The sequence below is a fragment of the uncultured Gimesia sp. genome (genome assembly GCF_937919775.1).
Taxonomy (GTDB): domain Bacteria; phylum Planctomycetota; class Planctomycetia; order Planctomycetales; family Planctomycetaceae; genus Gimesia.
Map to the genome: position 1 here is coordinate 1 of NZ_CALFPF010000320.1, position 1,778 is coordinate 1,778.

At 52.2% G+C, this 1,778-nt stretch carries 2 protein-coding genes; both read right to left on the reverse strand.

What is annotated here, in order from left to right; translation table 11 throughout:
- Positions 1-120: 120 nt before the first annotated feature.
- Positions 121-516, reverse strand: coding sequence for a fluoride efflux transporter CrcB (gene crcB / locus Q0294_RS08795; protein WP_299463499.1), 396 nt, complete (start codon positions 514-516; stop codon positions 121-123).
- 47 nt (positions 517-563) lie between these two features.
- The coding region (locus Q0294_RS08800) for a PQQ-binding-like beta-propeller repeat protein (RefSeq protein ID WP_299463502.1) at positions 564-1,778 on the reverse strand (1,215 nt) is incomplete at its 5' end.

The following is a 1,778-nucleotide window of genomic DNA, read 5'->3' on the forward strand; positions in this document are numbered from 1 at the left end:
TAACAATTCGAAATTTGAATCACCGAATGACAGGCTGAAGGGAACAGGTCACCGGACAGTGATCAGACAAATCCGATTCGGGTTGATCCACCTCAGCGCTGCCTGTCAACAAGCGAGAACTTACTTTTCCAGCCAGAACATGACCGACGCCCAACCCAGCCAGACGGCGAAAAAACCGACAATCAGATTGCCGGAGATATTGAGCAATGCATGATGCAGTTCGGAATTGCGCAACAGGCTGACCGTTTCATGGCCGAAAGTGGAGAATGTGGTGAGTGATCCCAGAAAGCCGGAGACCAAAAACAGACTTGCATGTTCATGTACGCGCAGTGAGGGACTGAGCTGTTTATGCGTGACGATGGCCATCAGAATTCCAATCAGCAGACAGCCGGTGGCATTGACCAGCAGCGTGCCCGCCGGAAATCCCGGGTACTTCCGGGACATGAATTCCGTGATGCTGTATCGCGCAATAGCGCCTACGAATCCTCCTAATCCGACAGCCAGCAATTGTGACACAAACGATTCCTTTTTTCAGTCATGGTCGACTCGGTCTGACCGGGGAACTATTTGGATGATATTTTCCAGAGATGTTGATCACTGCGCAGAAAGAGCGAATTATCGGAAATGGCCGGTGTTGCCAGAATCGTTTCTTTCAAATCGATCTCTCCGGTCACTTCGCCCTGCTCTTCACCGAGCTGTACTACCTGTAACAATCCTTTTTCATTGACCAGGTAAAGATGGTTGGCAGCCGCGATCGGGGTCGCGCTGAAAGGACCTTTCAAACGTAATCGCCAGACCACTTCGCCGTTCTCCGGATTCGCACAGGTTAAAACACCGGCGCTATTCACCGTAAATAAGCGTTTTTGATAAAACAGCGGGCTGGCAGTGCCGGGAGACAGTTTCTGTTCCTGCCAGAGCACTTTGGGTGGCTCACTGCTGGAACCGGGGGCAAGTGCGGTCAGACCATTCGAGGGAACGTACAGAACATTATCGCCAACTGTTGTAGACGGTATCCGGCCGGCGCCCTGCTCATACTGCCAGGCGGTTTCGCCCGTTTCGGGATAAACGGCATCGACGCCTTCACTCGACTGCAGCAATACGAGCGGTTCTGCTTCAGGTGAAGATTTCAGCATCGCCGGCGAAGTCCAGTTGGCAACACGTGGGCGTTTGATTTTCCAGCGGGCAATTCCTGTTTTCACATCCAGACCAGTGGTAAAGGAATCGTCATCATTTTCGACGGGAACGATTAAAGTTTCCCCCACAACAATCGGAGAAGAAGCCATTCCCAGACTGTTACTGGCATTGGGGTAATCGTGCGACAACCCTCGAATCCAGAGCAGATTTCCTTCGAGGTCGAGACAGACCACATCGTTACTCGAAAATGTCGCAAACACACGTTTGCCATCGCTGGCCGGAGTCGGCGTGGCAACACACATTTTGTTGTGACACTGTGTACGGCCTGTCGCCCAGAACTGGCGTTCCCAGAGACGTTTGCCTGTCTTGGCATCAAAGCAGGACAGATGCAGCTGGTCCTGATTGAAGCCCGTGGTGCTGGTAATAAATACTTTATCGCCGACGACAATCGGGCCGGACGCCCCCCGCCCATCCAGATCCGCAGTCCAGGCTATGTTTTCCTGACTGACTTTGGAAGGAGGTGTTTCTGATGTCGCCACATTATTGGTTAATGGCCCCCGAAACTGAGGCCAGTCGGCGCCGCAGCACAAACTGACGGCAATCAAGGGCAACAGCAATTTGATATATTCGTTTTTCATCAGTTC